The organism is [Clostridium] citroniae WAL-17108 (assembly GCF_000233455.1).
Taxonomy (GTDB): Bacteria; Bacillota; Clostridia; order Lachnospirales; family Lachnospiraceae; genus Enterocloster; species Enterocloster citroniae.
The window spans coordinates 132,176-151,449 of the sequence record NZ_JH376429.1; the positions used below are offsets into that span (position 1 = coordinate 132,176).

Below are 19,274 nucleotides of genomic sequence, written 5' to 3' on the forward strand. Positions count from 1 at the left end.
TCAAATATCAACATAGCATGTCTTTCGGATACCTTGGTACTGTGTTTTAACCTAGGATAAAAAAGAAAGAGCCATTGCTGGCTCAATCTCTTAAAATTTAGTAACCCCTTCCCGTTCAAATGTTTCTAAAACCTTCGCTGTTAAAGATTCATACTCATCTGGGTAAAACTTTGCTATTGATTTTTGGCACGCCGTGATACCTTTTTGGTAGCTATAACTCGCTAACAATCCAATACCGCAACACGCACATACCCCAGCCGCAAACAGTCTACCAATTTGTTGTTTTCTAATTTTCGCGTTGATTTTCATAAGTTCTTCCATTATGTGTCACTCTCCTTTCACAATAGGAGATGTTATTTCTGCGTTCCTTCGCCCTCATACACGATCTTCTTTCTCATGTCGGACCAGGCAATATATCGCTCTTTCCGACACACGGGGCAATGGAATTTACACACCTTTCCTCCGATATCCACCACCTCTTTGCTGTCCGCCTCCAATCGACTTTGACAATTCGGACAGTTGAAGCGATAGACTTTTTTGACTGCTATGTCTACAATCTTCATTTCAATCCCTCACTTTATTCAGTAACCAGAAGAATCGTCTGTACAAGTTGTAATAAACATCCTTGCAGCATGGAATATTTAACCTAGCTTTCAATATATCGTAGGACCATCCCTCGGTTACTCCTTTTAAAATGTAAGTGGATAACTCTGCATCTGTCGCAATCGCCGCTTGCTCGACCGTCTTCATACGCTCTAAATAGTGAGATCGAGCTTCTGCACATCGAGCAGTCGGATCGCCAACCACCCCGTTCTTTGAAAATACTTCCATATCAGAAGGCCGCCGGCTAAGCCCATCCAGGGCGGCGTATGCTTTCTTCCATATCGGATACTGTAAACAGAAATGCTTCAGTTCATAGTAGCGATGACGTTCAATCCAATATGGATTTTTCTCAGATAATTCCGGGCGAATCGTTGTTCCCATATTAACGCTTCTCTCCTTTCCATAAATATCCGGTTTCTTCCCAGAGCCGCTTCGGAGAAATATAAAAGTTAATGCGTCCATACTTCGAATTCATCTCTTCAATGTTGGTAATCAACTTTCCGTTTCTAGTAGCCTTTCCAATAGGAAGCCATCCGGATATGATACCGGCTCGAACCCAGGAAGCATCTTTCCCATACACCCTGGCAACGACCGCTACCGGAACAGACCCCGGCGCAAATATAATTTCTTCCATTGGCTGTTACCTCCTTTCAACGGCTATTCTAGGATAAGAACCGCAATTTGTTAAAACAACCTCGGTGGCTATTTACATTGACTGAATGAAAAACCACAGTTAGAATGTAAAGTATCGAAAGGAGAACTATTTTTAAAGGGATGGAGGTGATGGTCATTGGTCAAAAAGCAGTACGTCTCTTATTCTAAGTGCTTTAAGCCGAAAGAGGAATCCAAACTTTTACCCGAGTACCTGGTTTTCCTTCTGAAGAATAAAGACACCAAAAAGCCTATGAATTACAGGCAATGCTACACAAAGTAATTCATCACGAGAAGCCGCCACCAACGGCTTCTTTTGATTTTTAACCATTCTCCCCATCCCTTTAAAAATAGTTCTCCAAACGATAAAAAAGAAAGAGCCCTTGTTAGGACTCCATTCTCTTGAAATACAATTTTTGTAGTTTTGCTCTCATTCTTGTCAATTCAATTTGAATCGCTTCTGCCTGACCAAAATTCTTACATCGTAAAAGCATATCCTCGAATATACGAATCTTAGTTTGTAAGTGCTTTTCCTCTTTTGACATCCTGAATCTCCTTTCGATTTTGTCTTTCACAAAAGGAGTTGTAATTCTTGCGAATTCTTCCATCGAGCCATCGTCATCTCGCATGGATAATCTTCATATCCATATGTCTCGCAGGTAATGAATCCCTCTAGTACGCCACGAATCACTTCGGCTTCGTACTGCTTATAAGGGGAAATATAATCCGGCAATTCTCTGCGTATCTGTCCGCAGGAAGGACAACGAAACCGATTTACTTTTACCCATGAAGTTTTTCTTCCTTTAGTCCGAACAATTCTCAATACATTATCGTACCTCTTTAACCTTACTCCGCAATTCCGGCAGGTTAATTCCTCATTGCTAACCATATATCCATCCCTTTAAAAAGTTTAAGTGTAGGAGTTGACAATTCCTACACTATCATATATGATTACTAATGATAAATCAACCTTGCCGCACAAAAATCTCGATTTATAAAATATTTAAGGAGGTATTGAGAATGTTGATAAAATGCCCCGAGTGTGATCTACAGGTTAGCGATAAAGCTACTTTCTGCCCGCATTGTGGCTATCCGCTACAACCCGATATCAAACAACGAAAGCCTCGAAGCAAAAATAACAAGCGAAGGCGACTTCCTAACGGTTTCGGACAGATAAGCGAAATCAAAAATCGGAATCTCAGGAACCCCTTTCGAGCTATGGTCACAGTTGGAAAGACATCCACCGGACGTCCAATATGTAAACCATTAAAACCGGAGTCATATTTTCCAACGTACAATGATGCATATACGGCCCTGGTGGAATACAATAAAAACCCGTATGATCTGGAACCAGATATTACGATAAAGGAACTGTATGAAAAATGGCTCAGTGAATACTTAAAAGATGCATCTGATACTTATATACGTTCTGTAAATTCCGCATGGACATATTGTTCTTCCATATACGATATGCGCGCAAAAGATGTTAGGGCTCGACACATTAAAGGATGTATGGAAGAGGGATTTCGAATCGAAACGAGAGGAAAAAAGAAAGGAGAAAAAATCCATCCATCGCCAAGTACAAAATCCAGAATAAAATCTTTATTTAATACTATGTTTGACTACGCTCTTGAGTATGAAATCGTTCCTATGAATTATGCAAGAACATTTGAAATTTCTGGAGACATTATTGTTGAAATAGAGAAAAACAAGAAAAAACACTTTCCATTTACCGATGATGAAATGAAAGTTTTGTGGCAAAATGTTGATAATGTAAAATTTGCTGATTGGATTCTCATTCAATGTTATATGGGTTGGCGCCCGCAAGAACTCGCTACCTTACGGTTGGACGAGGTCAATTTAGAAAAAAGGTATATGCAAGCTGGAATGAAGACAGAAGCAGGGAAGCAACGGATAGTTCCTATTCATCCAAGAATCCTAAAATTCGTTGAACGTAATTATAAATTTGCAATTTCTATCAATAGTGAATATCTTTTTAATGATAAAGGACAGACACATTCCGGTTCCTGGTCTGTAACGTACGACAAATACGCTAATCGTTTTGAAAAAGTGATTAGTCAATTGAATCTAAACCCGAATCATAGACCTCATGATCCACGAACAACCTTTGTTACGATGGGGAAAAAATCCGGTATGGATGAGTATGCACTTAAAGAAATGGTTGGACATACCATACAAGACATAACAGAATCTACTTATACTGTCCGCGATTTGGAATGGCTGAGAGAAGATATAGAAAAAATAAAATAGCTTGTTTTTAGTGTAGGAATATGGGTGTAGAAGTAGTGTAGGGATAATGTATGAGTTACATACATTTCCCTACTTTTTTCTACTTTTAACAACATCTTAAATCCTTAATTTTACTGGATTTCTTAGAATTTCCCAGCCTTTGCCGCTTCCTCAATGCTAACCGCAATCGCCACAGTCATACCAACCATTGGGTTGTTGCCTGCGCCGATCAGGCCCATCATCTCAACGTGAGCAGGTACGGAAGATGAGCCTGCAAACTGTGCATCGGAGTGCATACGTCCCATGGTATCGGTCATACCGTAGGATGCAGGGCCAGCTGCCATGTTGTCTGGATGCAGAGTACGGCCTGTACCGCCGCCGGATGCTACGGAGAAGTACTTCTTGCCCTTCTCTACACATTCCTTCTTGTAGGTTCCCGCAACTGGATGCTGGAATCTGGTTGGGTTGGTGGAGTTACCGGTAATGGAAACGTCAACGCCTTCCTTCCACATGATCGCAACGCCCTCTGTTACATCGTTAGCGCCGTAGCAGTTAACCTTTGCTCTTAATCCCTCAGAGTAGGACTTTCTCCACAGCTCTTTTACTTCGCCTGAGTAGTAATCCATCTCGGTCTCAACATATGTAAATCCGTTGATTCTGGAAATAACCTGCGCAGCGTCCTTGCCTAAGCCGTTCAGAATCACGCGCAGTGGTTTCTGACGTACCTTGTTTGCCTTTTCAGCGATACCAATGGCGCCCTCCGCTGCTGCAAAGGACTCATGGCCTGCCAGAAAACAGAAACAGTCAGTGTTTTCTTCCAGAAGCATTTTTCCTAAGTTTCCATGGCCTAAACCAACCTTACGCTGGTCAGCAACAGAACCTGGGATACAGAATGACTGAAGGCCCTCGCCGATTGCCGCTGCAGCGTCAGCAGCCTTTCTGCAGTCCTTCTTAATAGCAATTGCAGCACCTACTATGTATGCCCAGCAAGCATTCTCAAAGCAGATTGGCTGGATCTTCTTAACCTGATCATAAACGTCCAGGCCTGCATCTTTGGTAATCTTCTCAGCTTCTTCAATGGAAGCAATGCCATAGCTGTTTAACACAGAATTGATTTTGTCAATTCTTCTCTCATATGATTCAAATAATGCCATCTTCTTATTCCTCCTATTCGGTCTTCATCATTCTTTACGTGGATCGATAATCTTAACAGCGTCAGCAACGCGGCCGTACTGGCCTTTTGCTTTCTCCCATGCTGTGTTAGGATCATCACCCTTCTTGATGAAATCAGTCATCTTGCCAAGGCTTACGAACTGATAACCAATGATCTGATCGTCTGCATCCAGTGCAATACCGGTTACATAACCTTCAGCCATCTCCAAATAGCGGGGACCTTTCTTCAGTGTTCCGTACATAGTACCAACCTGAGAACGAAGGCCCTTTCCTAAGTCTTCCAGACCAGCGCCTACAGGAAGTCCATCCTCAGAGAAAGCACTCTGTGTTCTTCCGTAAACGATCTGAAGGAACAGTTCTCTCATAGCGGTATTGATCGCGTCACATACCAAGTCTGTATTTAAAGCCTCTAAAACAGTACGGCCCGGCAGGATCTCTGCTGCCATAGCTGCGGAGTGGGTCATTCCTGAACATCCGATGGTCTCTACCAGCGCCTCCTGGATAATACCTTCTTTTACATTCAGTGTCAGTTTGCAGGCACCCTGCTGAGGAGCACACCAGCCCACACCGTGGGTAAGGCCGGAAATGTCTTTTACTTCTTTTGATTTTACCCATTTTGCTTCTTCCGGAATTGGAGCAGCGCCATGATGAACGCCCTGTGCAACTGTGCACATCTCTTCTACTTCATGTGAATAAATCATGTGTTAAAACTCCTTTCAAAAATGAATTTGATCAAGTACAGTGCCCATTCGTTAAATTTATCACATCATACTTGGTTCTATTCTCTCACAAAATCCGACATTTTACAAGCAGATTTTTTTATTTCCGGCCGCCCTGGTTTTATGCAATATGACTGTCCCATTTCCTCATCATTCGTATGAAAACAGTAAAGAAAATGATCCCCTTTACAATGCTGGAAATCGTCAGCGCCCACCAGATCCCATTCAGTCCCATGGCTGTACCGCCCAGAAGTATGGCCAGCGGAATACGGGCAGCGGTAAAGATAATGGTTATGACGGATGCCTCCATGGTCTTTCCCATACCGGACATGGCGCCAACAGTCATCAGTTCCACACACATGAACATTTCCGAAAATCCGATAATGCGCAGATAATCCGCTCCCGCAGGAATCACTTCCGCTTCATGGATAAACAGGCTGAAGATTGGTACAGCACCCAAAATCAGCAGACAGGTGGTAAAGATGCCCCAGACAAACATGATGCCTGCGGCTGTCATATATCCCTTTTTCACCCGCTTTAGGTTTCCTGCCCCATAGTTCTGCCCCACAAACGCATTGATGGCAGACCCGAAGCCGTCTGCCGTCATCCATGAAATGGACTCAATCTGCCCTCCTACCCTCTGGACGGCTACCGCAGTATCCCCCCAGGAAGTGACAAAGCGGGTCAGGACCATGGAAATGCCGCAGTACAGCATACTCTGAACCGAGGAAGGAAATCCGATCCTTATCATGGTTTTAATATTGGAAAGGGGAGTGGGGTTCCATATGCGCATCTGGGCTGCCAGCACCGGATCCCTTCTCATGGCCAGGACAAGCACCAGGGCCACAATAAACTGGGCGGAAACCGTTGCTATGGCAGCGCCAGCCACTCCCAAGCCAGGGACGGGTCCCAGGCCAAAAATCAGAAGCGGATCCAGCACTATGTTGGCTCCCATTCCAATGCAGTTTGCAATAAATGGCGTCCTGCTGTTGCCGGATGCCGTATACAGTCCGGTCAAGGTCTGCCCGATAAAAGCAAACACAATAAGACCGCATGCGATCCTGAGATATAAAATTGCGTTCTCCACCACCATGGGTGAATTGAGATGGAAAAACCCGATCAGAGGACCGGCCAGCATATTGGTCAGCACCCCATATGCGATTGCCAGGCCCAATGCCAGCTGCAGAGCGCCTTTGCCGTACTGCACCGCTTCCGCAAGATTTCCCTCACCATGCGCATGGGCAGACTTTACCTGTCCCCCCATCCTGGCCAGCGTAACCACACCGGAGGACAGCCATGTATACATGGCGGCTGCCCCCACTGCCGCAACTGCATCGCTGCCCACCATACCGATCCAGGCCATATCCGTCAGGTTATAGGCTGTCTGCACCAGGGACGTGGCCATTATGGGGAGTGCCAGCCCGGTCAGGGATCTGAGGATCTTTCCATGTAATAAATCAATATTCTTCTTCACAAATTTCACCTGTCACTTTAATATTAGCATGCCATATATAATTCTCATTGGATATAAAACTTCTATTACTATACTATCTTTCGACTTTATATGCAATATGGAAGACTCATGTCTTTAAGTGATCTGGTGACCGGCTTTCATCCACCTGGAAGACAGCCTGGAGGATCAGACGCTGATTTCCGTTCACACAGGTGGACAGTGTGATGACCCGGTCTTCCCCTCCCGGAATCACACCTGTATCATAGATGGAGGCCTGCCGCATTTCCTCTAAATACTCTGTCCATTCCTCTTTCAGAAGGTTTGTCCTGTAGGCGCCCGCATCATTTTCACTGCGGATCTGGCAGGAAAAGACGGGGCACTCCCTCCATCTGCCATTATAAAATATTCTGATAAAAGGGTTTTGCTGAAAAAATGATTTGTCCCTATATTGTTTTAATCCTGCAAACATGGACCCATCCTTCATGTTATGGCCGTAGAGGATGGTATGATTTGCCGTCAAAGGGACTGTGGTGCTGTCCGCGAAAATGCTGCCCGCTATATGCTCCTCCCGGTTAAACTGATGAGTCAGGTAATACTGGTTATTCTCATGCTGTACCACCGGATATCCAATTGCAGTTCCAGGAATGGAGAGCCAGAATCGATAGTCCGGATTAATCCTGAGCAAAGCAGGCTCATCAATGTCAGGCACAGCCTCCTGCGCCTCTCCCTGAATTTCCTCTCGTACCTTCTCCTGTGTCACCCTCTGCATCTCCTTTGGCATTGCTTCACAGCCCTTTTCGTTTTTATATGCGATCCGGCGCACGGATTCATAATAATCCCTTCCGTTGGCGTATACTGCCATGGTTTTTGCAAGCCATCCTCCACTGATGATAAAACCTGCCAGAAACAGAGCCGGTACTACCCCTGAAATGCGGCCGGCCCCTGTTTTCATCTTAAAAGCCGCTGCAGAGGCAGCAAGCACAACAAGAGCAAGAAGCGCAGAACATTCTTTTATTTTCCCGGAACCGGATGCTTCACTGTCACCGCCTGCCCATAAAACTCCGGTCCGGCCCTCATGGTTTTCCTGCTGCCTGATATCATTATGATCAAGAAACACACTTCGGTTTACCTCTCCGCTATATGAAGCATTGCAGTCTGCTACCAGCTTTCTTCCCCTGACAGTCAAATCCCTGTACATCACTCCATTCTTTTCATATGGTTCTCCTTTCCACCGGATCCGGTCAATCTTATATGATTCCTCCGGCAATCCGGTCTGGGATAGAAGGATTTTTTCATATTCTGCAAGCAGATTCCCATATTCATTTCCTGGCGGGTCATCGCTCTCTGGTCCGGCCCCTAGGAATCCACCATCCAGCAGTACATCCCCCAACAGTACATCCCCCAACAGTACATCCCCCATCAGATAACCATCCGCCCCATAATCCGTCACCGTCACATCCAGGTAAAGGTCTTCCACCCAGCGCTCATTGGAAAAATGGCATTCTGCCAGGGGAAGCAGAACCTTTTTTCCTATCCCCGTCTGTGCATCATAGGCCCATATCCAGGCAGCCTGGGGCACGGGGTCTTTTCCCTCCATTCCGTCATATATGATCTCACCCGAAACATAGATGGTTTCCTTTCCGTCATGGCCTATCCCTCCATTATCGTTCTTGGGGGCAGCCATGACCATACTTGGAAATACGGCTGCAATTGTAATTAAAAACAGGATAACCACTGCTGCTTTTTTCTTAATGGTCCATTTTCTTATTCCATCCCTTCTTATGCTGAAAATGAATCCGGCCATACACAGAACAGCTGTAACCGACACGGCCAGGACCGGCAGATCGTCCCCTGTCTGGATCTTATGCTTGAATCCTGTGCCGAAATGAAACGTACCTTTTCCAAATCTCTGGTCCACCTTATATACGGCTGTGATCCTGCCGATCCGTTTCTGGGGAAGTTCCTTTTTCCAGTTGTAAACAGTTGTATTTCCCCTTATATCCCCATTCTCCTCCACAGTAAATTCATATACCGTATCATCCACCGCATATTCCTGGGGCGGAGTGATCTCCTGGATGGTATATGTGCCTGGGAGATCCGGCCGGAATAGAAGTGTTCCGTCCTCTCCTGTCTCTCCTTCATACACGGATTCCATTGGCACATGCGCCCGTTTCATGCACAGCCGGGCACCGCTAAGGGGCTGTCCCGTAGTTCCGTCCAGTTTTGTGATGACCACCTTCATTTCCTGATTTATGATCTCATATATCCCACGGATAATGTCCGGACCGCTGACCGTAAAACTGTAAATGTCCTGGTTCAGGGCATAACCTGCAGGAGCCTTTGTTTCCTTAAAGGTATAGGTTCCGTCTTTTGGTTTCTTAATCCGTACTCTCCCCGTATCATCGCTGACTGAGGTTCCTATTACATTTCCCCGTTGGTCATAAAAGGTAAATTCAGCTCCCTTAAGAGCCGCTCCAAGGGCATTTACTTTTTTAAAGAGAATGTATTCAGTCATCAGGCCAGGCTTCTCCCCGCCGCCGGAGGAGGAGGCGGCCCTGTTTTCAAAGCGGAATACCTGTACGGACTGATGGCTGTCTTCCACTGTGATCTCCTGATCCTGCGCCTTTTTGTAGCCGGATGGCGCCTGCACCTCGTGAATCCTGTAAATCCCCGGATCCAGCCCATAAAATATCTGGCCGCTTTCTTCCTCCGAGGTCCACTCCCTGATTATCCGGTCATTCTCGGTTTGGATCAGCTGAAGCCTGGCTCCTGCCAGCAGAGTGTCCGTTCCTGCTTTTGTCTTTTGGACTTCTACAATGGTCGAATAGTTGCGCATGATCAGCCGCGGGACCTCCTCCAACCCATCTGTAACCGTAAATTCAATAGGCTTTGCCAGAAGTTTAAATCCGTCCGCAGCCTTTATCTCTATAAGGCGGTATTTTCCTGCAGACAGGTTCTTCGTGCAATGGCCCTGCTTGCCGGTTATCCATTCATCCACCGGTATCCAGGTAAAACTCTCTGTATTCCCTGTTTCTTCCCTGTTTTCATCTGCCCACTGTTCAATCCGCAGCGTAACTCCTGCCAGCAGTTCCCCGGTATCTCCTAGCAGTTTTTCAGTGATCACCCGATTGGAATCATTGGTAGGATTGTATTCTGCTATGATCAGGTCTGTCAGTTCATTTTTGTATTCAAACTGGAATTCATATGGTTTCAAGGTCATCATATGGCCTTCTGCTGCTTTTATTTCTTCGCATACATATGTATAGGACTGGAAATTTCCATTGGGATCCATGGTTCCAATCGGCTGGGGTGCAAACTGCGCCGTCCCCATGGAATCTGTGGTTATCTTTTCACAAATTTGATTCAATGTCTTGTTCACCAGCTGGAACTGGGCCCCCTCCAGCTTTTGGCCGGGGTCGTCTGTATCGCTCTTGGTTATTTTAAGGATCCCATCCGGGATCTCATCTGTCATTTCCACTTTTTGCAGGACTTTGGTGTCCACAATGGAAAATGGGATATCCACGGACTGCAGGAATCCATAGGGCGTTGTCACTTCCCTCAGGATATAATTCCCCTCGGGTATGTATTTTATAAGATGGGGTTTTAAATCTCCGAGCTTAAATCCGTCCGGGATAGCTCCACATTCCTGGTCCTCCACCCCATACCTGCCATCCAGGCCGCTGATCCATTCCACTGTGACGTCCTCATATCCTCCATCCTCAGCAGGCTGATGAATCACCAGGGGAGATCCGGCCGGATTTCCCTCTCCATCCGCCTGGTAAATGGCAAGACTTGCCCCGTTCACCTCTTTGCCTCCGGTTATGTGTACCTTTGAAACTTCAAGCGTCAGTGGAATGTCACCCATTTCCCCGTACTGGATTTCTTCTAAATGTCCTTTTTCCTCCACGGTCATTAGGACCGGATCTGATGTGGCATATCCTTTTGGGGTTGCTGACTCTGTCAGTACATAGGCACCGGGAGGCAGATATTCCAGACGAGTGGTTCCATGTTCCGTATAATAACAGCGGCCCTGGAAGGTGCCCGGGATGTGTCTGAACTCATAATCATATTTCATGATAGGATGGCTTCCGCCTGCGTCAGACACCACCCGCCCGGTTGCGGCCACCTCCTGCCCGTCCTTGTAGGTCGCTGCGCGGAAGGTGAATATCCTGCCGTCCTCATCGTACTGCGGGATTCCATCCAAAACAGAGGGCTGTCCATGCTCGTCCAGCTTTGCATGGTACAAGGTCAGCCATGCCTCACTGTCCTCATAGATCACATCACTGTTTTCCGTATCATACTTACGTATTTCAATGGAAGTAAAATCATCCTCCATCTCAAAGCTCTGTACATTCCCGGTTTCCTCTATATCAATATTGACTGATGCTGACCGGACATATCCCTGTTCGTAAGGACAGATTGTTTCCTCCAGCACATATGATCCTGTGGGAATATGGTCGATCCAATGGGGCTGTACAGACGGGATCGGCTGTCCTTGGGGATCCGGCTTGATATTACCGTCATCACCATACTGGTATCCGCTGATCCAGGCTGCATATACGCTGCCCTTTTTGTAGATCCCATCCTCCCCCTTCACCGGATTCCCGCTGCTGTCCAGCTGGGCCTGATATAATGTCAAGAATGCGCCCTGGATTTCTTTTTGAGTCCGCACATCTATTTTGGCAAATGCAGTTTTAGTAAATTCATTCTGCATAAAATACGTTTGGACCTCCTCCGTGTCCCGGAGTATGATCCCCATATGCCTTGCCTGGATATAACCCTGGCTGTAGGGCACTGTTTCCTCCTGTAGGATATATGCGCCAAAAGGAAGACGGGTAATGGCATGCACGGCCCCCTGCCCTTCCGGGACTCCGTGGGGGTCTGTGCTGTCATCCGTCACCCAGGATTCATCCTTTGTCACCACCGCTCCGTCAACATAATAGATGGGCAGGGCATTTTCATCATCCTTGTCCGTCTTATTCTCATAAATGGTCTGACCCGTACCGTCATCCAGCACCTGAATGGATCTTATCAGTTCCTTGTCCCCCTGGCTGTCCACGGTATAGGCAAGGATACGTCCGTAATCATCATATACATATGCCATGCCTGTTCCTGCATCCGCATAACACAGTGGATTGCCCCGCTTATCCAGGACCAGCAGTTCACCGGTATCCGGGTCTTTCCGGGTATCCACAGTATCTAGGTCGTAAAAATATAAATGGACCGGTTCATTTTCCACCCAAACAGCATCCCATACATCCAGCGCCGCCTGACCGCTGTCCTGACCTGTGACACGAATCTCCTTATGGGTTCCTGTATTGGTGTCCGTGATCTTTCTTACTTTCCCCTTCTCCCACAATACAGTGACGCCTTTGTATGTATGTTCCCCTGTCCGCTCAAGCTCCGCCGCCTTATATAAGGACAACCTGGCCCCGGATACCGGTATATCAAACCGGATTCCTCTGCCGGTAAAAGTCCCATCCCATTCATAGAGCAGTTTTACCCCCTTCATAGCCTTCAGGGATTTTTCACTCCCCTCAACTATATGCTCAGAGTATACGTCCAGGGCTTTGGTTACATTGCCGTACCAATCCATTGTCTCAGGATCATAGGTGATGTCCCTTACATCTCCCCGCTCCTCCAGCTTTTCCTTTCGTCCGCGGACTTTATACGTCAGCAGGTCTCCGGTATCGTTCACCGTGATATCTCCATCAAATCCTCCGCTGGATTCTGTTATCCCCTGATTATCTGTCCTTTGAAGTCCGTTCTGGTTGCCTGTCATGGAATCACCGTCCTCCACTTTGCGTATCTCAATTCTGGAAGGATAATCCTGCACGTTTATCCGGCTCACTGTTTCAGTCCGGAACATATCACTTTCCCCTGGTACAGGAACAGCGTATTGATACCTTACAGCGGGTTCCGGTTCCCACCCTTTGGTGGTTCCGTCCGTATTTCTCTGCTCGCTGTAGTAGATCACATCATCCCCATAAATCTCAAATGCCGCCGGACGGCTTTTCGTATATCCTTCCGGCGCCTGGATCTCCACCAGGACATACGCGCCTGCGCCCAATGGTTTATATGTTACAATGTATCCCACCGGTACTTTTTGTGCCTGTCCATCTATGGTCATTTCCCGGACAGTGGAATATGCCCTAAAGATCCCGGTCTCATTTCCCTCCCTATCCTCCTGCTTGACCAGCTGGGTTTCATCATACTGCGGGATCCCTTCCCGGTCCAGACGGATCGGCAGGTCGTCATTGTCAGCATTGCTCTGCCCCACTCTTGGATAAAGTATATGGTTTCCATCCGCATCTTTTACCGGATTTCCTTCCCAGTCAACCGCTTTTCCAAACAATACATCCCCGGTCCCGGCAACCGCGCCGGTCCCGTTCTTAGCCACATCACGTTTTGCCGCATACAGTTTAAACAAGGCCCCATCATGTATTATGTTTTCACCTGTCTCCCCATCCAGCTTTTCAATCCGGATCCGGGTACGATAATATGTATCCTCAAAATCCTCCTGGGCAAATGCCACAAAGTTAAAATCCGATCCGCTGCCGGACGGTATGAGCGTCTCCACATCTCCCGTATCCGGATTTACACGGTCTGCGGCAGGCGCCAGCACGGTCCAGGGGACCAGCATGGGGGCAAACTTTCCGTCTATGGCAGTCTGCACTCCGGTCATAACGGATACGTGATCCCTTATCTCCGTCTGACCGCTCTCCGTCTCATATCCATGGTAGGCCACCTTGTCCAGCCAACCTGCATCCTCGCTCTGTGAGGTGTATCCAGGATAGTAGGCTTTCACAGATGCATTCTTTCCCTCCATATATTCCGGCTCATGAGGTTGCGCCTCGGTCAGGCTGTGCCCCGGGCGAATATCTTTATCCAGTCCATACTTGAATACCTCAAAGTCGCCATCCTGGCCATGTGCCTGAATGATATGTGATTCCTCGTTAAAGCGGATACTATACTTCCTGATCAGGTCCTCAGGGGTGTCCATAGAATTAAAACGGTAGTAGGGATCTCCTGTCTGGTAGTTCACCTCTGTTTCCCCTGTATTTTCATCCTGTCCCATATAGGGTACAAACGGCAATGTTATCTCCTTGGGATAGTCCTTATTAAAATGACGGTTTGCCAGTTCCTTCCCAATATCAGAGGGCGTCTGCTCCGCTATGACATAGGTGCCGTACGCAAGCATGATGGAATGATTATAATAATCATCCTTCCCATTTTTGGTGTTGCACTGCAGGGTGGTCTTATCCCCATCCGCCCCGCCCCCCGGGTCTTTATCCCAGGCAATTGCAAGACGGTCATCCAGCCCGATAAAAATATCCAGATAGTCTGCTGCCTGAGCCTCTGCCTTTTTAAGGGCCATTTCGTACGCCTTATCACTGTTTAGGTCCGGTTCTGCTGCCAGGATCTCCTCCTTATATCCTTGGATGTCGTAATAGTCAATGGCAAACTGTTTTACTGCCTGGGCCGGGTATGTATCTCCTTTCTTCTGCCCGGCCCCATACATGGCGTCAAAAAATTTGGCGTAATGGTATGTTCCATCCTCTTTTGTCTCCAGGAGCCTGGTGCCGTGGCCATCTTTTGGAGGCAGATATATTTTCTGGACATCTCCCTTATATCCCTGGATCCCTATATCTTCTGAGATGATCCTTCCCCTTTCGTCCACGAAAATGTTCTCCAGATTGCTTTTAAGGTATGCCTTAAACTTAAACTGGTTCAGTACCTTGGCGCCCTGAGAGGCATTTCCATGGTTAAATAGTCCCAGAAGCACGGTGGCAGGATCATTGTGCAGGGAACCATATGTATTCACACCCTCATAGGATGCCTGGGATATATCCTTTGTGATCTTAATGGACTGTTTGATGGCGCGCTCCAGAACCTGCACCGGCCTCTCCCCCGTACCTCCGTCCTGAAAAGGCTGATTCTGCCCCGGGTAGGCCAGGGTCTGAGTCACCATATAGCTGCCCTCATCCATGGCCGGAACGGACACGCATACACTGACACCGGCCCCCGCCACGTCAGTCAGGTACTGGTTAAAAGGCATTTCCATACCTTCATAATCAATGGTTTTCCTGGTTGTCACTGCACGGTACGTGGTTTTTACCGCCAAACCGGTGTGGCTCCAATCAGTGTTGTTTTCCTCGTGGATCACATAGGTGCCGGAAGCTGTTTGATAATCGGCCCTGGTCGGAATCAGTTTTTCATATTCACAAACCTCCTCCCTGCCCTCATATGTTACGATCCGGTCCATCACCGGGATCGGGTTTCCCACGCGGTCCAGAAGCACTTCCCCTTTTTCATAAGTTTCATAAACCGGCTGGTAAGCAGTCCGGATCAATGCGGTAAGATCATCCCCGTAGGCAACCGGTTCCCCAATTTCCCGCTTTTCGCGGACCGATACGGTTTTACTTTTTAAATTGTACTCCCCTTTGAGATATTCAATCCAGTATTCTACCTCATCGGCCGGCCCTCCTTCCAAATCCGCTGTCTTGCGGACATGAAGCTTCTGGGTGGAGGAATCATACACTGCCGGGTAGGGATCGCTTACAGCTGAGTAATTGTATAAAAGCCTGGCATAATAATCCCCGTTCTTTTGGTAGATGTACTCCACCTGTCCGCAGTCGTAAAAGCTATGGTCCGTATACCAATCCAACATCTCGGCGGCTGCCTGGGCATTGGTGGATCCCGCCAGCCGTATATCAGCCCATGCGGAAGTTCCAGGGGCAGTCTTATACCCCATCTGATCCAACATGGTATTGACCTGCTCAGACAGATAATTTTCATCTATTGTCTGTCCCCATTTGCTCATATCTTCCGGCACCGCGCCGCCGCCGGGATAGGGGGCTGTCCGGAAACGGTAACAGAAGGTTTCCCCAAACGGTACGCCTTCCTCTGAATTACCGCCCGTTTCCTCTTTTATCATGGGATTGCCGTTTGCGTCTGTTTTATACTCCCCTCCCTTTGCTTTCTGATAGACAGGATTCCCATTCTCGTCCAATTTGGGCTGCAGGGAGCTTCCCGTGACCACCTTCACATTTTCTGTTTGTTTTTCAGTGTCAACTTTATAAAACTCCGTTCCCAGCGGATATCCGCTGACCAGGATATCAAAGCCATTTTCCGTCTTATAATTTTCTATGATAAAATCATTCCAGGAACCATCCGCATCCATATTATTATAGTCTGACAGTCCTCCTGCCACCCAGGCCTGTCCTGCTTCCCTTATTGTGGTGGTTCCTTCCTGGGTGCGGTTGCTTTCTGTCAGGGAAATACCGCTCACCGACAACTCATATCCTTCGGACCGGCTCAGTTCCCTGATGTAGTAATTTCCCAAAAGAAGGGGCCGGCCGATCCACTGGTTTCCATTAACCGCTGCATTATCCGGGTATGTAATGGTTCCAAATCCCTCCGGCGAGGAAGTGATGGAAGAACCATTGTATAAACTCTCCTGGCCCGTGGCATTGTCAGGGGATTTTAAGTTCCCGTCCAAATCCAGGCTTGTTCCCGGCTTCTCCGTAAATACCAGGAATGAGGCATCGCCGTTCTTATCTGTTGCAGCTACTGCCACCAGGTCATTCAGGTTATATATGATATGGGATTTTCCATCCGGATGGATCAGGTCCTGGGCTGCGAACAGGCCGTATACAGCCCCCTCTAAGGTTCCATCCCCCTGGGCCAGGCCATAGCTTCCCTCCCCGTCAGTCCGGTACAATTCTAAATCCCGTTTATTGATATGAATACGCCCTTCTGTCCGGTGATTCCAGATCTTAAACACATACAGGATCTCTCCGGGATTTCCATATCCGGAAGGATCCAAGGGGTCCAGGCTGTCGTCAATAAAGTCCGGCAGAAACGCTGTTATGCTGTTGTCTTCATTGTCTGTAAAAAAGGAGGCAAAGAAACGGACAATCCCGCTGCCTTCCCCAGGCTGTTCCTTTTGGTCTTCCCTAAAGGTGATGTCTGCTTCAAAAGATGGATGGATTGGATTTCTTGTGTATTCATATACTTCGTAGCCATCTGCTTCCTGATCTTTGTCAGCCGCCTGTGTCATATTGTCATTTTGTTTAGATGCATTACTTCCCGTGGCGTGGGGAGAAAAAAGGATGGTCCGATGGTGAGGCCTGGCAGAAGCTGTAATAGATGACATTAGATACGCAGAGGCCGCCTCAGGCTGACGGCCGTTATTTGGCTCGTCTTCCTGGCTTTCATTCGCTGAGCCATTGTCTGGCGGATCATTGGTTTCTGAATCATTGGTTTCTGGATCATTGGTTTCTGAGTTTTGTTTTTCGGAATCGCTGGTTTCAGGAGATTCAGTCTCGTCCTTTCCGCTTTCTGTTCCATCGTGGTCAGGTCGGATGATCTCTGAATCCGCACTTCCTGATTCATTGTCTTCAGGATTTTTGATTCCGTCCTCTTCCATCCCTTTGTTATCGCTGCTGTCATTCTCAGACTCATGGTTGTCTGAACCTTCACTTTCAGTGTCATCAGCTTCCATCCTTTCAGATTCAGAGGGCAGGGATTCCTGACTGATTTCTGCCGTGCTTTCCACAGGTGCCTTAATCTGTTTTTCCTCTTTTTCCTTTTTGATGCTGAGTATACTGCGCCGTTCATTTAATTCCAGATCATGTCCCTCCGGAAGAGGATACGTATATCCTTTCCGCACATTGATCTCTGACAGAACTGTATACACTGGATCAAACAGAGTTCCGATCACACTGCGGCTTTTATGATCTCCCGCTCTTGCGCTGCCTCCTGCCTGTGCTGATGCAAGTATTACACGCTCTATCTCTTTATCATCATTGTGTCTGCCATGGAGAATATAACCGGTGCGGGCTGTTTTTTCCTGCAGATGGTAACTGTATTCCAAATGAATAAAGTTTTCATATGTTATATCCCTGTCCTCTAACATGTTCTCCATCGCAGTTGTATCCTGACCATGATCATCTTCATCATCGTTCTGCACATGAAAATCACATGTGGCAATGCACAGTTCCTGTTCAGCCATCCACTGCCGGCGCAGCCGTTCATTTTCTTCATCACAACTGCATTCCTCTGCTTCTTCCGCTTCCCCTTCTCCTCCTTCACCTTCGTGGTCACACTGGATCCAATCCGGCGCAGGATGCCCCATACAATACGTTTTATTGTAATGGTAGTACCTTGTGTCGCTGTGCCTGGCCTGTCCGTTGGTATCTGTAGTAATGGTACTGCAAATATACTCAGTGTGCGGCTCCGGGGACATACAATTCAGATAAACCTCACCCGTGATTCCCTCCGGTTCCCCTTCCTTGTATTCATCTTCATTAACCTGGGAAAAATCAAAGTCTTCCCAAACATTGAATGTAGTGCCCTCCAATGGTTGGTTGGTTTCAGCACAGTATTTTTCAAGGCTTATGTTGTAATCGCTTTGGAAGGTTTCTTTGTGGCGGTATAGTTCTAGTTGCCCGCTTTCAGATGCTCCTGGCTCTAAAGATACTATCTCAAACTGGATTACCGCTGGTATATGTTCATCCTCAAAGCGGCCAACTTGATACTGAAAGCCAGGCGGTGAGAATATCTCAGCATGATATTGAACATCTGTTCCCGGCAGTTCAGATGACCGTATAACGCCTTTTGGTTCTGCGGCACCATTATAATTAAATGTGATACTCCTCCCATCCCCATCTAAACTATATGACCAATTAGAATCAGGAAATACCCAACTTGCTTCTCGGATAACGGGATATGCGCTTATATCCAATGTAAGAAAATATCCCCCGTTATTTAGTATCATCTTTTGCTGAGTCCCGTTCCAACTTGGTAAAACAGCAGATGAACTATATCTTTCCTCTTCAGAAATAACAAATTGCTTCATATCTTCATAGTATCTCATTACACCGCTGCCCAAAATTGGGACTAATTGTTGCATGGCCTGTTCCTGAGTATCCCAATCATCTGAATATCCCGCCATACATCCCCAAATATAAGTCTGTACAACAGCATACGGTATATTGGTTCGGTCTGTATAATAGAAGATCCAGTTATATGCACAGGTAACAGGCAGGAATTTATCAGCAGGACCAACTCCCGGTATTGTTTCTCCCTTTGAAACAATATATTTTTCGTAAGGAGCCGCGCTGCCATTAGGCATTCTCTTTCCCGGCTGAAGACAAAATGTTGGATTAGGCGGATCCGTACCTAATATTTGATAAAATCCCATTTCATTATGTTTTTGCCCAAATAAATATATGGTATGACCCTGAAAAATATTTTTCCTTCTTATTAAATTTACTGTATTCTCAGCGAATGAAGAATGATCCATAAACACGATTAATAACAATACAGCCAGAATAAGTGCTGTAGGGCGTTTGAATCTTTTTGGTGATCTCATGTTATTTTCCTCCGATAAAATAAAGCTATGGTTTCTGCCCTCTCAA

The 19,274-nt window shown here is 46.9% G+C and carries 10 protein-coding genes; 1 reads left to right on the forward strand and 9 read right to left on the reverse strand.

Going from position 1 to position 19,274, the window contains the following annotated elements:
* Positions 1 to 90 precede the first annotated feature (90 nt).
* The 5 genes from HMPREF9469_RS25360 to HMPREF9469_RS33925 form a co-directional block, all read right to left on the reverse strand.
* The gene (locus HMPREF9469_RS25360) at positions 91 to 321 is read right to left on the reverse strand and encodes a hypothetical protein (RefSeq protein ID WP_007868878.1); all 231 of its coding nucleotides are present in this window, start codon (positions 319 to 321) and stop codon (positions 91 to 93) included.
* A 32-nt stretch (positions 322 to 353) separates the two neighbouring features.
* Positions 354 to 563: a hypothetical protein gene (locus tag HMPREF9469_RS25365; RefSeq protein WP_007868901.1), complete on the reverse strand. Its 210-nt coding sequence runs from the start codon at positions 561 to 563 to the stop codon at positions 354 to 356.
* Position 564: 1 nt separating this feature from the next.
* The gene (locus tag HMPREF9469_RS25370) at positions 565 to 984 is read right to left on the reverse strand and encodes a hypothetical protein (protein ID WP_007868904.1); all 420 of its coding nucleotides are present in this window, start codon (positions 982 to 984) and stop codon (positions 565 to 567) included.
* Between the two features lies 1 nt (position 985).
* Positions 986 to 1,237 (reverse strand): hypothetical protein, encoded by a 252-nt coding sequence (locus tag HMPREF9469_RS25375; protein ID WP_006781058.1) that lies wholly within the window; start codon positions 1,235 to 1,237, stop codon positions 986 to 988.
* Between the two features lie 588 nt (positions 1,238 to 1,825).
* The gene (locus HMPREF9469_RS33925; protein WP_081034798.1) at positions 1,826 to 2,143 is read right to left on the reverse strand and encodes a DUF6431 domain-containing protein; all 318 of its coding nucleotides are present in this window, start codon (positions 2,141 to 2,143) and stop codon (positions 1,826 to 1,828) included.
* A 131-nt stretch (positions 2,144 to 2,274) separates the two neighbouring features.
* Between HMPREF9469_RS33925 and HMPREF9469_RS25385 the strand changes: the two genes are divergently transcribed.
* Positions 2,275 to 3,525, forward strand: a complete 1,251-nt coding sequence (locus HMPREF9469_RS25385) for a tyrosine-type recombinase/integrase (RefSeq protein ID WP_006781060.1) — start codon at positions 2,275 to 2,277, stop codon at positions 3,523 to 3,525.
* A 122-nt stretch (positions 3,526 to 3,647) separates the two neighbouring features.
* On the opposite strand, the gene HMPREF9469_RS25390 is transcribed toward HMPREF9469_RS25385, so the two are convergent.
* The 4 genes from HMPREF9469_RS25390 to HMPREF9469_RS25405 all read right to left on the reverse strand — a co-directional run bounded on the left by HMPREF9469_RS25390 (position 3,648) and on the right by HMPREF9469_RS25405 (position 19,228).
* Positions 3,648 to 4,658, reverse strand: a complete 1,011-nt coding sequence (locus HMPREF9469_RS25390) for a GGGtGRT protein (protein ID WP_007868909.1) — start codon at positions 4,656 to 4,658, stop codon at positions 3,648 to 3,650.
* Between the two features lie 27 nt (positions 4,659 to 4,685).
* Positions 4,686 to 5,378, reverse strand: a complete 693-nt coding sequence (locus tag HMPREF9469_RS25395; RefSeq protein WP_007868910.1) for an iron-sulfur cluster assembly scaffold protein — start codon at positions 5,376 to 5,378, stop codon at positions 4,686 to 4,688.
* A gap of 139 nt (positions 5,379 to 5,517) precedes the next feature.
* Positions 5,518 to 6,879, reverse strand: coding sequence for an MATE family efflux transporter (locus HMPREF9469_RS25400; protein WP_085952487.1), 1,362 nt, complete (start codon positions 6,877 to 6,879; stop codon positions 5,518 to 5,520).
* A 97-nt stretch (positions 6,880 to 6,976) separates the two neighbouring features.
* Positions 6,977 to 19,228 (reverse strand): class B sortase, encoded by a 12,252-nt coding sequence (locus HMPREF9469_RS25405; RefSeq protein ID WP_007868915.1) that lies wholly within the window; start codon positions 19,226 to 19,228, stop codon positions 6,977 to 6,979.
* Between the last annotated feature and the right edge of the window lie 46 nt (positions 19,229 to 19,274).